This is a genomic window from Seohaeicola sp. (genome assembly GCF_048006315.1).
Lineage (GTDB): Bacteria > Pseudomonadota > Alphaproteobacteria > Rhodobacterales > Rhodobacteraceae > Seohaeicola.
The window spans coordinates 2,202,333-2,221,537 of sequence record NZ_CP180350.1 but is presented as its reverse complement, the minus strand read 5'-3'; the positions used below and the strand labels follow the sequence as shown (position 1 = coordinate 2,221,537).

Here is a 19,205-nt window from a genome sequence, read left to right as displayed (position 1 = left end):
GTCAGAGCCTGTCCAGTGCTTTGTCGAGCCAGCCGAGGAAGCCCTTGGGCTGATCGGTCACCGGCGCCAGAAATGGTGCCAGAACGTCGATCTCCCCGGTTTGGTCCAATCGATCCTTGGGGCGTGGGGGCAGGTACTTGTTGACGGGCGCCGTACCCTGTTCCGGCATCAGGTCCATGCCGCCGCGCGCTGCCACCAGCTGACTGACGTCGCTGTCCGGGTCGGACAGATCCCCGAAATGCCGGGCATTGCTGGGGCAGGTGCGCACGCAGGCAGGCACGCGATCCACCTCGGGCAGGTTTTCATTGTAGATGCGGTCCACGCAGAGGGTGCATTTCTTCATCACCTTGGCGGCCATGTCCATTTCCCGCGCGCCGTAAGGGCAGGCCCAGGCGCAAAGGCCGCAGCCGATGCAGGCATCTTCGTTCACAAGGACGATCCCGTCCTCGCGCCGCTTGTAGCTGGCCCCGGTCGGGCAGACGGTCACACAGGGCGCATTGTCGCAATGCAGGCAGGATTTCGGAAAATGCACCAGTTGTGCGGCCCCGGCCTCTGGCTGCACCTCGTAGCTGTGCACGCGGTTCAGGAAGGTCCCGGATGGGTCGGCCCCGTAAGGATCCTGATCCGACAGGGGTGCGCCGTAGTTCTGGGTGTTCCATCCCTTGCAGGACACGACACAGGCATGACAGCCCACGCAGGTATCCAGATCGATCACCAGCCCCAGCTTGCGTTCGGTTCTGTCGGGAAGCGTGGTCATGCCAGATGCTCCGCGCTGGGCTGTGCAGGTAGGCGCGTCACGGGCTCTTCCTTCGAGGGGTCCCATGTGGCGATGAACCAGATGAAACTGCCGACGATCAGCGCCACGAAGACGGCAATCACCAGAAGGGTGCGCTGCGTCGGGGTCATGTCTCTACCTTCCAGGCAAGTGTGGCGGGGCCTTGGCCCACGGGCGATGTGATCGGGGGATAGGCGGGTTGGCTGCGCAGGGGTGCGGCGACCTTTTCGATCCTGACGCGCAGGTCGAACCAGGCGGCCTGTCCTGTCACCGGATCGGAATTCGACCAGCGCAGACCATCGCCGCGTGGCGGCAGCAATTCATGGATCAGGTGGTTCAGCAGGAACCCCTTTTCCGCCTCTGGTGCTTTCTGGTCCAGTGCCCATGCGCCCTTGCGCTTGCCGATGGCGTTCCAGGTCCAGACGGTATTGGCGTTCAGCGCCGCCATATGCGCCACGGGCACGGTGATCACCCCATGTGCCGAGGTCACCTGCGCCCAGTCCCCGTCGGCAAAGCCATGCTGGCGCCACAGCGCAGTGGGTACGTAAAGCGGGTTCACCCCATGGATCTGGCGCAGCCATGCATTCTGCGTGCCCCAGGAATGATACATCGCCATCGGGCGCTGGGTCAGGGCGTGGATCGGAAAGGCCTCGGGGTCGGCATGGCCATCCTCAAGTGCTGCATACCAGACCGGCAGCGGGTCCAGCGTGGTCTTGATCCGCGCGCGCAGGTGGTCGGGCGGCTGGCGCGTTCCATGCCCCTCGGCCGCCAGCTGGAAGCGGCGCAGCGGCTCGACATAGAGCTGGAACAGATAGGGTTGCGGGCTGTCGTAGAAGCCCATGCCGACCGCCCAGTCCTGGTAGGCGCGGTTCCAGGGTTTGAAATAGGCGGCATCTTCCGGCACATGCGCCACGAAGAAGCCCCCGTTAGCGATATACTGGTCCAGCTGCGCGGCATTGGGGCCGCCGCGCCCATGGGTCAGACCCTTGTCACCCGTGCGCCATCCCGCCAGGGGGCCGATGCCCGGCTTGCGCTGATGGTTGACCATGTAATCGGCGTAATCGGCATAGGTCGGGCTTCCGTCGGGTTGCGCCATGCCGGGCAGGCCCAGCCGCGCGCCAAGGTCTAGCAGCACCGATTGAAACCCGCGCACGTCGCGATCCGGTTCGATCACGGGCCAGCGTATCGCATCGGCGGCGCCGTCGGCCTCGGCGATGGGACGATCCAGCAGGCTGATGCAGTCATGCCGTTCCAGATAGGTGGTATCGGGCAGGATCAGGTCGGCATAGGCCACCATTTCGGAACTATACGCATCCGAATAGATGATCCGTGGGATCACGTAATCGCCGTTTTCATCGGTGTCCGTCAGCATCTGCATCACGCCACCGGTGTTCATCGACGAATTCCACGACATGTTGGCCATGTACATGAACAGAGTGTCGATCCTGTAGGGATCGCCCGCATGGGCGTTGCTGATGACCATATGCATCAACCCATGGGCCGACATCGGGTTGTCCCAGGTGAAGGCCTTGTCGATGCGGGCCGGGCTGCCATCGTCGCGCAGGCACAGGTCGTCCGGCCCCTGCACATAACCCAGATGCGGGCCATCCAGCGGCGCGCCGGGGGTCACCTTGCAATGCGGCTTGGGATGGGCGGTTGCGGGCTTGGGATAGGGCGGTTTGAACCGCATGCCACCGGGCGTTTCCACCGCACCCAAGAGGATCTGCAGGACATGCAGCGCGCGGGCGGTCTGGAAGCCGTTGGAATGGGCCGAGATCCCGCGCATGGCGTGAAAGGCGACGGGGCGACCCACCATGGTCTGGTGCGTTTCGCCACGGAAATCGGTCCATTCGCGGTGCAGGATCACCGGATCGTCAAAGGCCGTATGCGCGATCTCGGCGGCCAGCGCGCGGATCTTGGCGGCGGGAATGCCGGTGCGACCTGCAACCGCTTCGGGCGCGTATTGCGCATCGAGATAGCGTTCGGCCAGCAGATGCATCACCGGGCGATGCGTCACGCCTGCATGCCGATGCGAGGCGGCCAGATCGGGGCGTACGCCGGGTTGGTCGAACGGCGTCAACTTGCCGGTCACGCGGTCGATGACAAGGGGCTTGCCCGCCTCATCGCGCAGGAACAGGCCATGCTCGGGCGATTTCGGATCGCCATTCACCAGCACCGGCGCATTGGTGTAGCGCGACAGGTAATCCAGGTCGATCTTGCCCGCGCGCAGCAATTCATGCACCAGCGACAGGATCAGCAGACCATCGGTGCCCGGCGTGATGCCCAGCCAGTCATCGGCCACGGCGTTGTAACCGGACCGGATCGGGTTCACGCCGACGACCCTTGCACCACGCGCCTTGATCCGGCCGATCCCCATCTTGATCGGGTTGCTGTCATGATCCTCGGCCACGCCGAACAGGATGAACAGCTTGGTATGATCCCAGTCGGGCTGGCCGAATTCCCAGAAGGCCCCGCCCATCGTGTAGATGCCGGCGGCTGCCATGTTGACACTGCAGAACCCGCCATGGGCGGCGAAATTCGGCGTGCCGAATTGCTGCGCCCACCATCCGGTAAAGCTTTGTGACTGGTCCCGCCCGGTAAAGAAGGCAAGCTTCTCGGGTGCGGTGTCGCGCAATGGCTTCAGCCATGAGGTGGCCAGCGTCAGCGCCTCGTCCCAGCTGATTTCTTCGAACTGGCCTGACCCGCGCAGACCCACGCGTTTCAAAGGCGCACGCAGGCGCGAGGGCGCATTGACCTGCATGATCCCCGCCGATCCCTTGGCGCAAAGAACACCCTTGTTGACCGGGTGGTCGCGGTTGCCTTCGATATAGGCAACCTTGCCGCCTTTCATGTGCACGTTGATGCCGCAGCGACAGGCGCACATGTAGCAGGTTGTCTTGCGGATTTCGTCCGACACGGGTGGCGATGTATCCAGATGCGGCTGGGTCATGCTGCGTGCTCCTGCATCAGGGAAAGGGCGTCGCGGGCGATCTGACGCTCCTCATCCGCGGGCACCACATGGATGGGCACCACGCCGAAGCAGGCCAGATGCGCAAGGATACCGTCGCGTATGGGCGCGGCATTCTCGCCGATCCCGCCGGTAAAGGCGATGGCATCCAGTCCGCCCATGGCGACGATGGCGGACCCTGCATGGCGCGCGGCCCAATAGCAGAAATGATCGGCGGCAAAGCGCGCCTCGGCCGTGTTCGTCGCCAGAAGCTGGGCCATGTCATTGGTTCCCCCAAGAGCACGCAGGCCGCTGTCCTGGTTCAACAGCTGCGCCGTGCGGTCAATGCCGTGATCTGCGGCGATCCGCAGGACCGCCATGCCGTCGATGCTGCCGGCGCGGCTGCCCATGACCAACCCCTCCAGTGGCGAATACCCCATCGAGGTCGCAACCGACCGACCTTCGAGGATCGCACAGAGGCTTGCCCCGTTGCCCAGATGCAAGGCCAGCAGGCGGCGCGGCAGATCAGGGCGCAGCGCCTCGACCAGCCCGGCGTAGCTCAATCCATGAAAGCCATAGCGGCGGATACCCTTGTCCCGTTCCGCCTGCGGGATCGCATAGGTGACGGCAACCTCGGGGTTCGTTGCGTGAAAGGCCGTGTCGAAACTGCCGAATTGCGGCAGATCGGGTGCAAGGCGGCCAAGGGCCGTGATGCCCGAAAGGTTATGTGGATTGTGCAGCGGCGCAAGCGCATTGCAGGCCGCGATCTGCGCCAGGATATCGGGGGTCAGGCGCGCAGGTGCGGTCAGATGCGCCCCCCCGTGCACGATGCGATGGGCCGCGGCGGTCAGCCGGTCCAGCGTGATGCCCTTGCCCGCCAGCGCATCCAGAAGATGCGACAGGGCCGCCGCGTGATCCGCAGCATCGACCACTTGCTGCTGCCCTGCAAACCTGATCCGCGCCTTGCCGCCGATCTCGGAGACCGCACCCTCGATGACCGACCCGAGCGCCTGATCGAACACCTCGATCTTGATCGAGCTTGAACCGGCATTGACGACGAGGATCATCTGCGCACCCCTGCGGCGATCACGCCTAGAGCAGCCGAGGCGATGCGCGCCGGTGCACCCTGCGCCCGCGAGGTCAGCAGGATCGGCACCTTGGCCCCCAGAACAAGCCCCGCCGCACAGCAGCCCATGCCCAGCGACATCAGCTTGAACAGCGCGTTGCCGGTGGTGATGTTCGGCGTCAGGATGATGTCGGCATCGCCCGCCACCGGCGAGACATAGTTTTTGGCCGCCGCTGCTTCTGCCGAAAAGATCAGGTCCAGCGCCATGGGGCCTGCCACCTCGGCTTGCGGCAGGGCGGTTTTTGCCCAGGCGGCGATCACGGCGGCATCCATCGAGTTCTGAAGCGATGGCAACGGATCCTCGTTGGCCGACAGGATGCCCGCCTTGGGCCGTTCGATCCCGAGTTGCTGCGCCAGGCGCACCGCATGGGTCAGGCAGGCTTGCCTTGTGGGAATGTCCGGGTCCACGTTCAGCGCCCCATCGGTCAGCAGAAGCGGGCGGTCGGAATGGGGGGCCGTGATGTGGAATACATGGCCGCAGCGAGTATCGGCATCGCGCAGCCCTGCCGCACGTGGCAACAGGCTTTGCAGAAACACCGATGTGTGCACCTGGCCTTTCATGATCGCGTCGACTTCGCCCTTGCGGGCCAGTTCCGCAGCCCTCTGGCCCGCCGCCGCACCGGGGGCATGGATCAGGCGCAGGACAGCGATATCCCAGCCGATCTGTTCGGCCACTTGCCGGATCTTGGGCGCGTCCCCGATCAGCACCGGATGGGCAAGGCCCGCCTCGCTGGCTTCCCGGATCCCCTCGAGCGCGTTCACGCTGCCGGCATTGACCAAGGCCACGCGTGGCACGGGCAGCCCGCGCGCCTGATCCAGAAGGCGGCGCGGTGCATCTGCGGCAATCGCGGACAGGAAGGGAAAAGGTTCTCTCATCACGGGCTCAATCGAGCATGGCTTTGCGGTTTAGGCAAGCGTTCAGGACAGACGTTCCGCGCGCCTGGCACCGCGAACGCGGCCCCCCCGCCGGGGATGCCTCCGGCGGGGATATTTGCAGCAAGAAGAAACGCGGTTGCGTCCTGATGTGGCACCGGCGATCAGGCGGGTTGCTGCGGCCGCATGTCGGCAGACGAAATGCCTGCCACCGCGACCGGTTTCTTCATCGCGTCGCGGCGGAAGGGCTCGCCCAGTTCCTGGTTGATCAGGGCCTCGATCAGGGTGGTCTTGCCGTGCTGCATCTGGTCCTCGATCGCGCGGGTCAGGGCTGCGCGCAGCTCGTCCATGTTTTTCGCCTGTACGCCCTGCAAGCCGCAGGCGCGCGCGATACCGGCATAGCTGACCTGTTCATCCAGTTCGGTGCCGACGAAATTGTCCTCGTACCACAGGGTCGAGTTGCGCTTTTCCGCGCCCCACTGGTAGTTGCGGAAAACCACCATGGTGATGGCGGGCCATTCCGGGCGACCGATGGCCGTCAGTTCGGTCACGGCGATACCGAAGGCACCATCGCCCGCAAAGCCCACGACGGGCGTATCCGGGCAGCCGATCTTGGCGCCGATGATCGAGGGCAGGCCGTAGCCGCAGGGGCCGAACAGACCGGGCGCGAGGTATTTGCGCCCTTCCTCGAATGCGGGATAGGCGTTGCCGATCGCGCAGTTGTTGCCGATGTCGCTGCTGATGATCGCCTCGCGGGGCAGCGCCGACTGGATCGCGCGCCAGGCCATGCGCGGGCTCATCCAGTCCGGCTTGTCGGCGCGGGCGCGCTGGTTCCAAGTGGTGCCGGGATCGTCATCTTCGTGATCCATCGAGGACAGTTGCTGCGCCCATTGCGATTTGGTCTGCGCGATCAGCGCCTTGCGGTCGGCGCGACCCTCATCGCCCGCTGTGTGGCTGAGTTTTTCGAGGATCGAGGCCGCGACCTTTTTCGCGTCACCCACGATTCCGACGCTGACCTTCTTGGTCAGGCCGATCCGGTCGGGATTGATGTCGACCTGGATGATTTTTGCATCCTTGGGCCAATAGTCGATCCCGTAGCCCGGCAATGTCGAGAACGGATTGAGGCGCGTGCCGAGGCAAAGCACCACATCGGCCTTGGCGATCAGTTCCATGCCCGCCTTGGACCCGTTGTAGCCCAGCGGCCCGGCGAACAGCGGATGCGAACCGGGGAAGGCATCGTTATGCTGATAGCCCACGCAGACCGGCGCATCCAGGCGTTCGGCCAGCGCCATGGACGCGGGGATCGCCCCGGCCAGAACCACGCCGGCCCCGTTCAGGATGACCGGAAACCGGGCGGAAGACAGCAGGTCGGCGGCGCGTTGCACGGCATCTTCGCCGCCGCCGGGGCGCTCGAACGTGACCATCTCGGGCAGGTCGATATCGATCACCTGGGTCCAGTAGTCGCGCGGCATGTTGATCTGGGCGGGGGCTGACATCCGCCGCGCGTTCAGGATCACGCGGTTCAGCACCTCGGCCACGCGGGACGGGTCGCGCACTTCTTCCTGGTAGGCGACCATGTCCTTAAACAGGGCCATCTGTTCGACCTCCTGAAAGCCACCCATGCCGATCGTCTTGTTGGCGGCCTGCGGTGTCACCAGCAGCAAGGGTGTATGGTTCCAGTAGGCGGTTTTCACGGCGGTCACGAAATTGGTGATGCCGGGCCCGTTCTGGGCGATCATCATCGACATCTTGCCGGAGGCGCGGGTGTAGCCATCGGCCATCATCCCGCCCGAGCCTTCATGCGCGCAATCCCAGAAGGTGATTCCCGCGCGCGGGAAAAGATCGGAAATCGGCATGAAGGCCGAACCGATAATGCCGAATGCATGTTCGATCCCATGCATCTGCAGGGTTTTCACGAAAGCTTCTTCGGTTGTCATCTTCATGGGACAGCTCCGGTCATGGGGAAGGGGCCACTGCGGGCCTTTGGGGCAGATTAGGCGGCAGGCCAAGGTGGCAATAGGGCCAGTTGAGGTTGGCAGTTAGGTCCAGGATGGGTTCCGTGCAGCCTCTTGCATCGCTGCCGCGACAAGGCGCACGCCCTCGCCGATCCGTGCTGCCGGGATCGAGGAATAGGCAAGCCGGTAGAATTGCGCCGGTGGGACGGCGTCCGCGAAGAACGGCGCACCCGGCTCGATCAGAACGCCTGCGCCCCGCAGGTCAATGGCGACCTGCCCGGTATCGACCCCTTCGGGCGCACGCATCCAGATGCTGGATCCGCCGAAGGTGCCGCGCCCCGCAATTGTCAGGCCCTGACGCTGGATCGCCTCTTCCAGCACCTTGCGGCGCTCGGCCAGGGTGCGGGCCATGCGGCGGATCTGCGCATCGTAATGACCCAGTGACAGGAAATAGGCGGCCGTGCGCTGAATATGGCCGGGCGGGTGGCGCAGCACGCTGGCGCGCAGGGCGCGCGCCTCGCGGATGAAAGCCTCGGACCCGACCAGGTAGCCCAGCCGCAGCCCCGGAAACAGCGACTTCGAGAAACTGCCGACATAGATCACGCGCCCTTCCCCATCGAGGGATTTCAGCGCTGGCGACGGGGGCGAGAGATAGGACATCTCGAACTCGTAATCATCTTCGACGATGATCGCATCCAGAGCGCGGGCGCGATCCAGCAGTGCGGTGCGGCGGGCCATCGGCATGGTGGCGGAGGTGGGGCATTGGTGGCTGGGTGTGGTGAAGATGACATCCGTACCATCCGGGATGGCATCGGGCGGCAAGCCGTCGGCATCGACCGCAACAGGGGCCAGCCGACAGCGCGATTGCGTCAGGATATCGCGCAGCGCGTGGTAGCAGGGGTTCTCGATTGCGGCGAGCCGCCGCTGGGTCAGCAACACCTGTGCCGTCAGCCACAGGGCGTTCTGTGCGCCCAGCGTCACAAGGATTTCAGACGGTCGCGCCACGATCCCGCGGCGGGGCAGGGTGTGGCGGGCGATGAATTCCACCAGCTTCGGATCGTCCTGATCATAGTAATCCGTGGTCAGCGCGGTGAAGTCCCGCGCCCCCAGCGCCTGCAGGGCGCAAAGCCGCCAGTTGGCATGATCGAACAGCGACGGATCGGCCTGGCCGTAGATGAACGGAAAGCGGAAACTGGCCCAGTCCTGTGGTTTCACAGGGGTGGAGCCGCCGGTGAATCGCTGCCCGATGGCGCGGGTCCAGTCCACGGTGTCACCGCGGCTGGGTGCGGCGGGCGACGGTGGGGGCTCCGGCGCATTGTCGGACACGAAATAACCGGACCGGCCCTTGGCCGCCAGGTAGTCATTGGCCAGCAACTCGGTATAGGCCAGCGTCACCGTGATCCGGCTGATGCCCAGATGCGCCGCCAGTCTGCGGGTCGAGGGCAGCTTTTCCCCTCGCCGGAAGCGCCCCGAAAGGATGCCGCCCGCGATCATCTGCTGGATGCGCGCCTGCAATGTGCCCTGGGAGGCCGGATCCAGGAAGAAGGTTTCGACAGGTATGACCATCCATACACTCTATGCTGGACTTAACGGGCAGGTAAACTGGTCTTATCTTTGGAAGGCTTGTCCAAATTGTGGTGAAAGGGGATGCTGCCCCGGCGCAGGGATCACAAGAGGGAACGCCGAATGATTGCCGTGATATTCGAGGTAACGCCGAAAGAGGGAATGAAGCAGCCCTATCTGGACATGGCCGCGCAGATGCGCCCGCTGGTCGAACAGATGGAAGGTTTCATCAGCGTCGAGCGGTTCCAGAGCCTGACCAACCCCGACAAGCTTCTGTCGATCTCGTTCTTCGAGGATGAGGCCGCGCTGGACCGGTGGCGGCAACTGCCCGAGCATCGCGGCGCGCAGAAAGCCGGGCGCGGCCAGATGTTCGCGGACTACCGGCTGAAGGTGCTGCAGGTGTTGCGCGACTATGGCAAGACGGACCGGGCGCAGGCACCGGATGACAGCAAGGCGATGCATGGATAGCACCATGCGAAAGGGCGCGGGATGGTCCCGCGCCCCTCTGGCATCTGCGTGATCAGGCTCAGCCGAAGACGCGGGTCAATGCGCCGTCGACACCTTCGATGATCTGGTCGATATCGTCCTTTGTCGCGATCAGGGCGGGGCTGAAGCACAGGGTGTTGTTCAGGCCGGGCAATGAGCGGTTGGTCGCCCCGATGATCAGACCCTGCGCCATGCAGTCGGCTGTCACCATCTGCACCCGCTTTTCCGCCATCGGTTCGCGCGTTGTGCGATCCGCGACAAGTTCCGCGCCCAGGAACAGGCCCTTGCCGCGCACATCGCCGATCACGGCATGCTTGTCCTTCAACTCGGCCAGACGGTCCAGCATGTAGTGACCCATCTTGGTGGTGTTTTCCAGCAGGCCCTCTTCCTCGATGATCGCCATGTTTTCCAGCGCCGCGGCGGGACCTGCCGTGCAGCCACCAAAGGTCGAGATGTCGCGGAAATAGTTCAGCGGATCGGTTGCGTCATCCTTGAACATGTCGAACACGGCCTCGGTGGTGACAAGGCAGGCGATCGCGGCATAGCCCGAGGCGACGCCCTTGGCCATGGTCACCATGTCGGGCTGGATGCCGTAGTGCTGATAGCCGAACCATGTGCCGGTACGGCCCACGCCGCAGACCACTTCGTCGATGTGCAGCAGAACGTCGTACTTGCGGCAGATCTCCTGAACACGCTGCCAGTAGCCTTCGGGCGGGGTGATGACGCCGCCACCTGCGGTCACCGGCTCAAGGCAGATACCGCCCACGGTGTCCGGTCCCTCGGCAAGGATCACGGCCTCGATCTGGTTGGCGGCCCATTCGCCGTAATTCTCGACCGGGGCGCCCTGATCGGCAGCGCGGTATTCAAGGCAATGGGGCACACGGATGAAGCCTGGGGCGAAGGGGCCGTATTGCGCGTTCCGTTCGTCCTGCCCACCGGCGGACAGGCAGCCGATGGTCGTGCCATGATAATCGCGATCCCGGTACAGGATCTTGTGCTTCTTGCCGCCGTAACGCTTGTGCGCGATCTGGCGGATCATCTTGAAGGCTTTCTCGTTCGCCTCGGATCCCGAGTTGCAGTAATAGACGCGGCTCATGCCCGGCATCTTTTCGATCAGCCGCTCCGAGAACATCGCGCCGGGGATCGACCCTGCGGACCCGGCAAAGTAGTTCAGCTTGATCAGCTGGTCGCGCACCGCATTCGCGATCCGCTCGCGGCCGTAGCCCACGTTGACGGTCCAGACGCCACCGGACACGGCATCCAGATGCTCCTTGCCCTTCTGGTCCCAGACGCGCATGCCCTTGCCCTCGACGATGATCCGGGGATCTGTCGTCTCATAGGGTTTGTGCTGGCTCAGGTGGTGCCAGACATGGGCGCGGTCGGCGTCCACAACAGCCTGAATGTCATTGTCGAACTTGCCGTCCATCATCTTGGCGCTCCATCTGTCTTCATGAGAAACAAGCCCGCGGAAAGGCGAGCCATCAGGTGCAGTATCACACGCAAAGGGTGGTAAAGAAATAGGGCCAATCCAGCCAGTTCATTAAGTCCAGATGGCATGCATTCTCATGCCTGCATTTTGGGCGCTTGTGTCAAAATGTTGAAGATAAACTGAAAACTTCGTTCCGATTGACTTAAAAGGCTTCGCCGGAAAGCCGGTCGCCGGTCTGACGCCTAGAAAATCATTGATCGGAATCGGCTTTTCCAGTCCGATGATCATGGCGGTCGGGTGCCCCGGTTTTCGGCATTCCGCACCCGGCGCCAGAATCGACAGACCACCGCAAACAGGTGGCGTAACCGACAGGAGATATGGATGACACCGAAAGCAAGACTGATGGGAGCCGTCGCCGGCACCGCCATGAGCGTCATGGCCACAGCCGCCATGGCCGAGGAAATCACCGTGGCCTATTTCACCGAATGGCCGATGCCGTTCCAGTATGCCAAGGAAATGGGAACCTATGACGAGGTCATGGGCGTCAAGGTCAACTGGCGTGCCTTCGATACCGGCACCGCGATGAGCGCCGCGATGGCCTCGGGCGATGTGCATCTGTCGGTCAGCCAGGGCGTGCCGCCCTTCGTGGTCGCAACCAGCGCCGGTCAGGACCTGAAGATCGTGGACGTGGCCGTATCCTATGCGGACAATGACAACTGTGTCGTCGCCAGCGCGCTGGAGATCGACAAGACCAGCGCCGCCGATCTGGCCGGCAAGAAGGTCGCCGTGCCGCTGGGAACGGCAGCACACTATGGTTTCCTCAAGCAGATGTCCCATTTCGGCGTCGATCTTGCCAGCCTCGAGATCGTGAACATGGCCCCCCCGGAAGGTGCCGCCGCCATCGCGCAGGGCGCGGTCGACATGTTCTGCGGCTGGGGCGGTTCGCTGCGCCGCGCCAAGGAGCATGGCAATGTCCTGCTGACCGGAGCCGAGAAAGAGGCGCTGGGCATCCTGGTCTTCGACGTGACCAGCGCACCCGCAGCCTTCGTGGCAGAGAACCCCGACATGGTGGCCAAGTTCCTGAAAGTCACGGCTGATGCCAATGCCATGTGGGCAGACCCTGCGAACCGCGACAAGATGCTGCCGGTCATCGCCAAGGATGCGGGCATGGATCTAGACGCAACCGCGGCCACGATCGACACCTTCGTGTTCCCCACCGTGTCTGAACAGCTGGATGCCAAGTGGCTGGGCGGCGGTGCGCAGGAGTTCATGAAAGGCGTGGCACAGGTCTTTGTCGAGGCGGGCAGCATTCCGACCGCGCTGGACGACTACTCTGACCGGGTGGCGACAGGACCTCTGGCGGCTGCACAGGGCATGTGATCCGAACCCGGGGCAAGGCGGGGCCTGTCTTGCCCCTTTCGTGCACCTTGCGGGGCATGCTCTGCTTGGTCCACGCCGGATGCCTCCGGCGGGGATATTTTCGGCAAGAAGAAACCGGTCGGTTGAAGTTCCCTTGCGGGAGGCAGCACGGAACCGGACCTGAACACAGGAAGGGGCGGAAGGTGTCGACACTTTCCATCGACAATATTTCGATGCGGTTCGATCTGCCGAATGGCAGTCATGTGCAAGCGCTGCGGGATGTCAGCCTGACGTTGAACACCGGTGAACTGCTGAGTGTGCTGGGCCCATCGGGGTGCGGCAAGACCACGTTGCTGAACATCGTTGCGGGTTTTCTGGCCCCCACCGAGGGTCAGATCACGCTCAACGGGACGAGGGTCCGGGGGCCAGCAGCGGAACGCGGCATGGTGTTCCAGCAAGGAGCGCTGTTCGAATGGATGAGCGTGCGCGACAACGTCAGCTTCGGCCCGCGCATGGCAGGCCAGCGCGAGGCGCAGTGGAAAGCGACGGTGGACCACCTGCTGGATGTGGTGGGCCTGCGCGATTTCAAGGAAAAATCGGTCTATGAACTGTCGGGTGGCATGCAGCAGCGCGTGGCGCTGGCCCGTTGCCTTGCCAATGATCCCGACGTGATCCTCATGGACGAGCCGCTGGGCGCACTGGATGCGCTGACACGCGAGAAGATGCAGGGCCTTGTGCTGAAGCTGTGGAAGGAAACCGGCAAGACGATCATCCTGATCACGCATTCCGTCGAAGAGGCCCTGCTGCTGGGTGAGAGGCTTCTGGTCATGGCGCCGCGCCCCGGGCGCATCCACCGCGAATACAGGTTGCCCTTTGCCGAAATGGGCGTGGGCCAGGACCTGCGCGCGGTGAAGAAACACCCCGATTTCGCGACCAAGCGCGAGGAGATTCTGAGCATGATCTGGGACATGGAAGAAGAGATCATGGGCCGCAGCGAGGAGGCAGGCGCATGATCCCGCTGCTGATCTATCTGGCCATCTTCATCGGCAGCTTCATCCTGATCCGGGTGGGATTGCGCCGCCTGCGCGAGCGGCATGATTTCACCTCGCTCAAGACCGTGACATTCGGCGACGAAAGCGCCGTGCGCGCCGACCGCGCGGCCAGCATCGTTTCCGTCCTCGCGATCTTCCTGCTGTGGGGGGCGTTCACGGGCAGCAAATGGGTGCCGGTCCATGCGCCTGGCCCATTCACCGGCGAGGCGCAGTTCACCTATACCGTCGAAGGCCCGGATGGCGCACGCGACGACGCGACGGTATTTGCCCGTGTGAATCCCGTTGGTGAAAGCGCACCCGCACCCGAAGCGGCACCCGGCGACGGCTTTGCGCGCAACGATGCCGTGGCCGTGGGCGCCTGGCGATCCGTACTGGTGACATGGGATGACAATGACGAAATCACCCGTGCAGACGGGGCCAGCATCGTCGCGATCGAAGGTGTGCCGGTCACCGTCGGCGGCACGGTCGACACGCAGGCCGGTCGCGTCACGGTCACGTCGCGCGGCACGCTCAACTACTCCCCGCCGCGCGGCCTGCAGATGGAGCCGATCTGGTTGCCACCGCCCGAGGCCGTGGTGGCCCGGGTCGCGGAAATCGCTGCCAGCGGGTACCAGAATTTCACCCTTTGGGAGCATCTGGGCTGGTCGCTTTTCCGGGTGATCGCAGGCTTCGTGCTTGGGGCGCTGGTCGGAATTCCGCTGGGCTATGCCATGGGCCTTTCAGACTGGTTTCGCGGCTGGTTCGACCCGATCGTCGAATTCATGCGCCCGGTGCCACCGCTGGCACTGATCCCGCTGGTGATCATCTGGGCGGGCATCGGCGAGGCGGGCAAGATCATCCTGCTGTTCCTGGCGGCGCTCTGGATCATGACCATTGCGGCGCGGGCGGGCGTCTCTGGGGTGGCAATCTCCAAGGTGCATGCGGCCTATTCGCTGGGCGCCAGCAAATGGCAGATCCTGCGCCATGTGATCGTGCCGAATTCCCTGCCCGAGATCTTCACCGGCGCGCGCGTGGCGATGGGGGTGTGCTGGGGCACGGTGGTGGCCGCCGAACTGGTGGCCGCCGAAAAGGGCGCTGGCATGATGATCATGGTCGCAAGTCGGTTCCAGCTGACGGATGTGGTGATCATGGGGATCATCCTGATCGGCGTCATCGGCTATGGTATCGACATCCTGATGCGGATGGCGGAAAAGTGGCTGGTGCCCTGGAAAGGGCGCGCGTGACAACGCAGCCTTGATGAAAGACCCGCAATGACCCCGCAGGACCGCGCATTTCTGGCGTCCGTGTTCAACGCCGCCGTGGCGGCCGCAGATCCCCGCAAGGCGCTTGCCGCGCATCTGCCCGCCCGCCCCAAGGGGCGCACCATCGTGATCGGTGCCGGAAAGGGCGCGGCGCAGCTTGCCGCCGCATTCGAGGATCTGTGGCAGGCGCCGATCGAGGGGGTCGTTGTCACGCGCTATGGCTATGCTTGCCCCACGCGCCACATCCGGGTCCTCGAGGCGGCGCATCCCGTGCCTGACAAAGCGGGGCTGGCCGCGTCCGAGGCGCTGTTCGATGCGGTCACCGGGTTGGGGCCGGATGACCTGGTGGTGGCGCTGGTGTGCGGTGGCGGCTCTGCTTTGCTGGCGGCACCTGCTGAGGGTTTGACCCTTGCGGACGAGGTTGCATTGAATGAAACCTTGCTGGCTTCGGGCGCGCCGATCGGGGCGATGAACGCGATCCGAAAGCAGTTCAGCAGGATCAAGGGCGGACGGCTTGCGATGGCCGCGCATCCTGCAAGGGTGGTCAGCCTGATCGTGTCGGATGTCCCCGGTGACGACCCTGCGCAAGTGGCCTCTGGTCCGACAGTCGCCGACAGGGTGGACCGCGCCAGGGCGCGGGCGGCGCTGCGGGATCATGGCATTGTCCTGCCCGAGCGGCTGGCGCGTTTTCTGGATCAGACCGCCGAGGATGCCCCCCTGCCCGACGATCCGAAACTGGCAGGGAACGAGGTGCATGTCGTCGCCTCTGCCGCGCGCTCCCTGGAGGCCGCGGCCACGGTCGCGGAGTCCGCAGGTGTCGCGGCTGTCATCCTGTCCGACGCGATCGAGGGCGAGGCCCGCGACGTGGCCCGCATGCATGCCGCCATGGCGCGCGAGGTGGCAAGCCGGGGCCGCCCTTTCGCGCCGCCCGTGGTCATGTTGTCGGGGGGCGAAACCACTGTCACGATCCGCGACAAGGCCGGGCGCGGGGGGCGCAATACCGAGTTCCTGCTGTCATTCGCCTTGGCGGTCGAAGGCTGTGCCGGTATCAGCGCGCTGGCGGCGGATACTGACGGTATCGACGGTTCCGAGGATAACGCGGGCGCCTTTGCGGATGGCCATACGGCGGCGCGCATGCGTGCGGCGGGGCATGATCCTGCCATGACGCTGGCGGCACATGATGCCTGGTCTGCATTCGAAGCGATTGACCAGCTTTTCGTGACCGGGCCCACGGGCACCAATGTCAACGATCTGCGCGCGATCCTGATCCGGGGCTGAGGCGTATCGCAAGAAAAGTGGTGGTGTCGGGGCGTCCGGGGGAATCCCCTGGCCGCTATTCGGTGTTCAGAAGAACCGCCTCGACCCGGCGGTTTGCTTCGCGCCCCGCGATGGTGGTGTTGGGTGCGATCGGAGAAAGGTAGCCCATCCCCTCTGCTTCCAGTTGCCGCGCGGGAATGCCGTAGTCCTGAACAAGGCGGTCGCGCACCGCAGATGCGCGTTGACGTGACAGTGCGATATTGCCCGACAGGGCACCGACCGCATCCGTATGCCCCACCAGTGCCACGCGGCGCGACGGATCTGCCCGCAGGAACGCCGCAAGGTTTTCCAGCGATGCCGTGCGGCCCGGTGCCAGCTGTGATGAACCCGTCTGGAAACTCAGGTCGGACAGGATGACATGTCCCCGCTGGTTCAGGCTTTCGGCCAGCGAAAAGGGTGCAATTGGCGTTCCAAGGGTGCCGTCTTGCACAGGACCCGCAGCTGCAGGCGATGACGTCCCAGCGGGCGGCATGGCCCCGGACTCGTCCGGACGCAGGACGCGCATGGCTTCCGAGGTAACAGCGGATGTGACGCGGATCATCTGCACGAAGCCGGCATTCGACGATGCGCTGACCAGCAGGCCCAGATGATCCTGCGTGTTCCGCGCGGCCGAGAGGAACCGGAAATCGGTCAGATCCACATACATGTCCGGCGCGGGCAGAACCTCGGTCGCAAAGCGGAAATCAAAACCGCCACAGGATGCCGCATGACATTCGAAAATCGTCTCATACCCGGCGGCGATGATCTGCTCGCGGATCGGCGCGAAGATCTGCAGCGTCGTCAGGGCCTGTCCCGGAATGCGAAAGACCTGCCGTTCGACCTGCCCCTCAAGCTCCATCACAGGCAATGCGCCGTCAGCGAAGGGGCCTGTGGCAAGCGCATGGCTGTCGGGGGCCGTGACGACGCGGGTGGTCAACTGACTGCTGAAGGGCAAGGTCAGGTCCAGCGCTGCCGCCGGACCGGCCAGGGCCAGCCCGAGGATCAGCGCCATTCCTGCAATGGGCCGATGGGACAGGCGGATCATCCTCATCCCGTCATGTTACCTGGCCTGCGCATGATACTCGTCATTGGGGCGCATGTCCGTGGCCGACGCGACCCGGTTCGTCATGTTGTAGAAGGCCGCGACATTGGCGATGTCCCAGATGTCGCGATCCGTGAACCCCACATCGCGCAGGGCCTGGCGGTGATCTTCCTCTATCGTGGCCGAGGCGGTCGTGACCAGCGCCGCGAAATCCAGCATCGCGCGTTGCCGTGCATCCAGCGGCGCCACCCGGTAGTTCATCACCAGCATCTCGCCCAGCTTGGGATCGCCGGACAGTTGCCTGACCGCCGCACCATGCGCCGTCAGGCAATAGAAGCAGCGGTTGATGGACGAAACCGTGACCGCGATCATCTCGCGCTCAAGTTTGCTGAGGCCGCTGTTTGCCAGCATCAGGTCATTGTAGAGGGCGGAAAAGGTGTTCAGCTTGTCGATGTCGAAGGCATGGGCGCGCAGCACGTTCGGCACCATGCCCAGCTTGTCCTGACAGATGTCGAAATACTTCTGCGTGGCGGGCGGCAGCGGATCGACTTGCGGCAGGTCGAGGGCGGTGGGCTGGTCTTTGGTGCTCATGCTTGGCTCATTTCACGTCATCTGGATGTTTGCGGTAGTGATACTGTCCCACAAGCGCCATCCCGAGGGAAGCATAGAGCGCATTCGCCGCCGTGTTCGCCTGTGTGCAGACCACGGCAATATGGCTGGCCCCGTTGTCGCGGGCCCAGAATGCGGCAAGCCGCATGAACCAGCCTGCCATCCCCTGCTTGCGTTGATGCGGCAGTACCTCGACCGCGTGGACCATGGCGATCCCGTCATGAATCGCGACAAACGCGGTGCCGCCGGGATGATCATTTAGCCGTCCGAGGATCGAGATTTTCGGCCCCTTCGCCCTGTGCATGACGGCAAGCCGACCGGATCCGATCCCGCCCTTGGCCCAGATATCGATCTGGATGGCCAGTGGCTCCCATACGCAGAAGGCCGTCACGGGTGGTGGACTGCGTGTGGCCAGCACATCGACATGGGCGACATAGAGATTGACAGGGTCGACGATCACATGGCCGCGCTGCGCCAGCAGGTCATCCAGCGCCCTGTCGCCTGCCCTGATCTGGAACAGCCGGGGCTGTCCCATGGCCTGCATCGCCGCTTCGGCGGCATCGACATCCTGCGGCGTGACGTGGCCAAGCGCAGTCGCTGCCGACACGCGTTGCCCGCCCCCTTCGCCACGCCGCAGCAGCATATGTCCCTGACGCCGCGTCTCGGCTGCGGGCCAGGTCCCGTCGATCACGTCATAAAGCTGCGCCAGATCCGGCGTCATGCGGGAAACAGGGCCGACAGTTCCGCCATCGCGGCATCAACCTGCGCACCATCCTGTCCCCGGATCACGATATTGGCGCCGTAGACCCCGTTTTGCTGGAACGGATAGGACCCCATCGACAGGTCCGGATAGCGTTGCGCCAGATCGGCCAGCGGACCGGCGATATCGCCTTCGCCGCGCTGAATGCGCAGGGTCTGCGACAGCAGCGGCTTGCCGCCTGTCAGAGTCGGCAGGATCGAGGCGACCATGGCCTGAAAGACCGAAGGCACGCCCGCCATGACATGCACGTTTTCGACTGTGAAGCCCGGTGCGGTCGAGACCGGGTTTTCGATCAGGCTGGCCCCATCGGGAATGCGCGCCATCCGCAGGCGGGCGGCGTTCAGCTCGCTCCCGGTGCGGGCATAATGCGCCGCCAGAAGCGCGCGGGCATCGTCACGCACATCGATATGCCGGTCGAAGGCCTGCGCGATGCAATCCGCCGTGATGTCATCATGGGTCGGCCCGATCCCGCCCGAGGTGAAGACATGGGTATAGGTCCCGGACAGGGCCCTGACGGCTGCCACGATGGCGGGTGCGTCATCGCTGACCACGCGCACCTCGCGCAGGTCGATACCGACCTTGGTCAGCTCGCCCGCCAGGTAATGCATGTTGCTGTCGCGGGTGCGACCCGACAGGATCTCGTCCCCGATCACGATCATGGCGGCGGTTGGATTGGTCATGGCGCTGTCCTT

17 protein-coding genes are annotated in these 19,205 nt (G+C 64.3%); 5 read left to right on the top strand and 12 right to left on the bottom strand.

Annotated elements, in window-relative coordinates; genetic code table 11:
* Position 1: 1 nt before the first annotated feature.
* The 7 genes from ACMUJL_RS11220 to ACMUJL_RS11190 form a co-directional block, all read right to left on the bottom strand.
* Positions 2-757 (bottom strand): 4Fe-4S dicluster domain-containing protein, encoded by a 756-nt coding sequence (locus ACMUJL_RS11220; protein WP_068288070.1) that lies wholly within the window; start codon positions 755-757, stop codon positions 2-4.
* Positions 754-906 (bottom strand): hypothetical protein, encoded by a 153-nt coding sequence (locus tag ACMUJL_RS11215; RefSeq protein ID WP_162841185.1) that lies wholly within the window; start codon positions 904-906, stop codon positions 754-756. The genes ACMUJL_RS11220 and ACMUJL_RS11215 overlap by 4 nt, the downstream gene beginning before the upstream one ends.
* Complete coding sequence (locus ACMUJL_RS11210; RefSeq protein ID WP_375568228.1) at positions 903-3,725, bottom strand: molybdopterin oxidoreductase family protein; 2,823 nt, start codon at positions 3,723-3,725, stop codon at positions 903-905. The genes ACMUJL_RS11215 and ACMUJL_RS11210 overlap by 4 nt, the downstream gene beginning before the upstream one ends.
* Positions 3,722-4,789 (bottom strand): acetate/propionate family kinase, encoded by a 1,068-nt coding sequence (locus ACMUJL_RS11205; RefSeq protein ID WP_375568230.1) that lies wholly within the window; start codon positions 4,787-4,789, stop codon positions 3,722-3,724. Before ACMUJL_RS11205 ends, ACMUJL_RS11210 begins: the two co-directional genes overlap by 4 nt.
* Positions 4,786-5,724: a phosphate acyltransferase gene (locus ACMUJL_RS11200; RefSeq protein WP_068288061.1), complete on the bottom strand. Its 939-nt coding sequence runs from the start codon at positions 5,722-5,724 to the stop codon at positions 4,786-4,788. Before ACMUJL_RS11200 ends, ACMUJL_RS11205 begins: the two co-directional genes overlap by 4 nt.
* Before the next feature lie 161 nt (positions 5,725-5,885).
* Positions 5,886-7,664: a sulfoacetaldehyde acetyltransferase gene (gene xsc, locus ACMUJL_RS11195; RefSeq protein ID WP_375568232.1), complete on the bottom strand. Its 1,779-nt coding sequence runs from the start codon at positions 7,662-7,664 to the stop codon at positions 5,886-5,888.
* A 96-nt stretch (positions 7,665-7,760) separates the two neighbouring features.
* Positions 7,761-9,242, bottom strand: coding sequence for a PLP-dependent aminotransferase family protein (locus ACMUJL_RS11190; protein WP_375568234.1), 1,482 nt, complete (start codon positions 9,240-9,242; stop codon positions 7,761-7,763).
* Between the two features lie 120 nt (positions 9,243-9,362).
* Between ACMUJL_RS11190 and ACMUJL_RS11185 the strand changes: the two genes are divergently transcribed.
* Positions 9,363-9,707 carry an antibiotic biosynthesis monooxygenase family protein gene (locus tag ACMUJL_RS11185; protein ID WP_068288051.1) on the top strand — a complete coding sequence of 115 codons (345 nt, stop codon included), beginning with the start codon at positions 9,363-9,365 and terminating at the stop codon, positions 9,705-9,707.
* Between the two features lie 58 nt (positions 9,708-9,765).
* Here the strand turns inward: ACMUJL_RS11185 and ACMUJL_RS11180 are convergent, their stop codons facing one another.
* Positions 9,766-11,151 (bottom strand): aspartate aminotransferase family protein, encoded by a 1,386-nt coding sequence (locus ACMUJL_RS11180; protein ID WP_068288626.1) that lies wholly within the window; start codon positions 11,149-11,151, stop codon positions 9,766-9,768.
* Positions 11,152-11,535: 384 nt separating this feature from the next.
* Between ACMUJL_RS11180 and ACMUJL_RS11175 the strand changes: the two genes are divergently transcribed.
* The 4 genes from ACMUJL_RS11175 (at position 11,536) to ACMUJL_RS11160 (ending at position 16,084) form a co-directional block, all read left to right on the top strand.
* Positions 11,536-12,534: an ABC transporter substrate-binding protein gene (locus tag ACMUJL_RS11175; protein WP_068288049.1), complete on the top strand. Its 999-nt coding sequence runs from the start codon at positions 11,536-11,538 to the stop codon at positions 12,532-12,534.
* A 182-nt stretch (positions 12,535-12,716) separates the two neighbouring features.
* Positions 12,717-13,526: a taurine ABC transporter ATP-binding protein gene (locus ACMUJL_RS11170; RefSeq protein WP_068288046.1), complete on the top strand. Its 810-nt coding sequence runs from the start codon at positions 12,717-12,719 to the stop codon at positions 13,524-13,526.
* Entirely contained in the window at positions 13,523-14,788 is a 1,266-nt protein-coding gene (locus ACMUJL_RS11165) for an ABC transporter permease subunit (protein ID WP_375568239.1), read from the top strand. Before ACMUJL_RS11170 ends, ACMUJL_RS11165 begins: the two co-directional genes overlap by 4 nt.
* Before the next feature lie 27 nt (positions 14,789-14,815).
* A complete protein-coding gene (locus ACMUJL_RS11160; protein WP_375568241.1) occupies positions 14,816-16,084 on the top strand; it encodes a glycerate kinase type-2 family protein in 1,269 nt (422 codons plus the stop codon).
* A gap of 55 nt (positions 16,085-16,139) precedes the next feature.
* Here the strand turns inward: ACMUJL_RS11160 and ACMUJL_RS11155 are convergent, their stop codons facing one another.
* The 4 genes from ACMUJL_RS11155 to ACMUJL_RS11140 are packed head-to-tail and all read right to left on the bottom strand — an operon-like array spanning position 16,140 to position 19,193.
* Positions 16,140-17,147, bottom strand: coding sequence for an OmpA family protein (locus ACMUJL_RS11155; RefSeq protein WP_082896200.1), 1,008 nt, complete (start codon positions 17,145-17,147; stop codon positions 16,140-16,142).
* Positions 17,148-17,162: 15 nt separating this feature from the next.
* Complete coding sequence (locus ACMUJL_RS11150; RefSeq protein WP_068288037.1) at positions 17,163-17,735, bottom strand: peroxidase-related enzyme; 573 nt, start codon at positions 17,733-17,735, stop codon at positions 17,163-17,165.
* Between the two features lie 7 nt (positions 17,736-17,742).
* Positions 17,743-18,474, bottom strand: a complete 732-nt coding sequence (locus ACMUJL_RS11145) for a GNAT family N-acetyltransferase (RefSeq protein ID WP_068288034.1) — start codon at positions 18,472-18,474, stop codon at positions 17,743-17,745.
* A complete protein-coding gene (locus ACMUJL_RS11140) occupies positions 18,471-19,193 on the bottom strand; it encodes a competence/damage-inducible protein A (RefSeq protein ID WP_068288030.1) in 723 nt (240 codons plus the stop codon). The genes ACMUJL_RS11145 and ACMUJL_RS11140 overlap by 4 nt, the downstream gene beginning before the upstream one ends.
* Positions 19,194-19,205 lie beyond the last annotated feature (12 nt).

Coding starts and splice junctions, on each gene's coding strand:
- ACMUJL_RS11210 (WP_375568228.1), bottom strand. CDS start 3,725: ATGACCCAGCCGCATCTGGATACATCGCCACCCGTGTCGGACGAAATC.
- ACMUJL_RS11175 (WP_068288049.1), top strand. CDS start 11,536: ATGACACCGAAAGCAAGACTGATGGGAGCCGTCGCCGGCACCGCCATG.
- ACMUJL_RS11180 (WP_068288626.1), bottom strand. CDS start 11,151: ATGGACGGCAAGTTCGACAATGACATTCAGGCTGTTGTGGACGCCGAC.
- ACMUJL_RS11185 (WP_068288051.1), top strand. CDS start 9,363: ATGATTGCCGTGATATTCGAGGTAACGCCGAAAGAGGGAATGAAGCAG.
- ACMUJL_RS11220 (WP_068288070.1), bottom strand. CDS start 757: ATGACCACGCTTCCCGACAGAACCGAACGCAAGCTGGGGCTGGTGATC.
- ACMUJL_RS11155 (WP_082896200.1), bottom strand. CDS start 17,147: ATGATCCGCCTGTCCCATCGGCCCATTGCAGGAATGGCGCTGATCCTC.
- ACMUJL_RS11150 (WP_068288037.1), bottom strand. CDS start 17,735: ATGAGCACCAAAGACCAGCCCACCGCCCTCGACCTGCCGCAAGTCGAT.
- ACMUJL_RS11140 (WP_068288030.1), bottom strand. CDS start 19,193: ATGACCAATCCAACCGCCGCCATGATCGTGATCGGGGACGAGATCCTG.
- xsc (WP_375568232.1), bottom strand. CDS start 7,664: ATGAAGATGACAACCGAAGAAGCTTTCGTGAAAACCCTGCAGATGCAT.
- ACMUJL_RS11165 (WP_375568239.1), top strand. CDS start 13,523: ATGATCCCGCTGCTGATCTATCTGGCCATCTTCATCGGCAGCTTCATC.
- ACMUJL_RS11190 (WP_375568234.1), bottom strand. CDS start 9,242: ATGGTCATACCTGTCGAAACCTTCTTCCTGGATCCGGCCTCCCAGGGC.
- ACMUJL_RS11200 (WP_068288061.1), bottom strand. CDS start 5,724: ATGAGAGAACCTTTTCCCTTCCTGTCCGCGATTGCCGCAGATGCACCG.
- ACMUJL_RS11205 (WP_375568230.1), bottom strand. CDS start 4,789: ATGATCCTCGTCGTCAATGCCGGTTCAAGCTCGATCAAGATCGAGGTG.
- ACMUJL_RS11145 (WP_068288034.1), bottom strand. CDS start 18,474: ATGACGCCGGATCTGGCGCAGCTTTATGACGTGATCGACGGGACCTGG.
- ACMUJL_RS11215 (WP_162841185.1), bottom strand. CDS start 906: ATGACCCCGACGCAGCGCACCCTTCTGGTGATTGCCGTCTTCGTGGCG.
- ACMUJL_RS11160 (WP_375568241.1), top strand. CDS start 14,816: ATGACCCCGCAGGACCGCGCATTTCTGGCGTCCGTGTTCAACGCCGCC.